Here is a 593-nt window from a genome sequence, read left to right as displayed (position 1 = left end):
GTCAGCCGCTCTTCGGCGCGAACGCGGGTCTCGCGCGCCTCGGCCAGGAACTGGATGGCGCCGGTGGCGGCCTTGTCCAGTTCGGATTGCCGGTTCTCCGCTTCCTGCAGACGGTCGGCTGCCGCCTTGCGCAAGCTCTCGGCCTCGGTGAGCTGCGACAGCAAGGCACGCCGCTTGGCGTCGATTTCATCGGGAGCATCGGCCAACCGCTCGCGTTCGGCCTCGGCCTCGGCTCTGCGTTCGCCGAGCGATGCGATCTGCGTCGAGGCGTTTTCGGCCCGCTCCAGCCAATTGCTGCGCTCGGCGCCAATGGCATCGAGCCGGCGCGCGCGCGCCTCGGCTTCGCGCCGCAGCCCCTCATGCACCGCGCGCGCATCGGCAAGCGCGGCGCGGTCGCGGGCGACATTGGCCGAGGACTGTTCGAGCTGCAATTGCAGATCGCCAAGATCGGGCGCGTCCTGCAGCAGCATTTCCGCCTCGGCGAAGGCGGCCGAAATCTCCTCATGGCTGTCGACGATGCGGGCGCGCGCTTCATCGAGTGCGGCGCGCCGGCTCTGCAATTCGCCGCCGGCCCTCTCGGCCTCGGCCAACGC

General features: G+C 70.3%; 1 pseudogene. It reads right to left on the bottom strand.

The window, feature by feature from the left end:
• Positions 1-593 (bottom strand): annotated as a pseudogene (locus EN750_RS38030) (chromosome segregation protein SMC); the annotation flags it as partial.

The sequence above is a fragment of the Mesorhizobium sp. M7A.F.Ca.ET.027.03.2.1 genome (assembly GCF_003999175.1).
GTDB lineage: Bacteria > Pseudomonadota > Alphaproteobacteria > Rhizobiales > Rhizobiaceae > Mesorhizobium.
The sequence above is the reverse complement of the archived record's forward strand: the minus strand, read 5'-3'. Positions and strand labels throughout refer to the sequence as shown.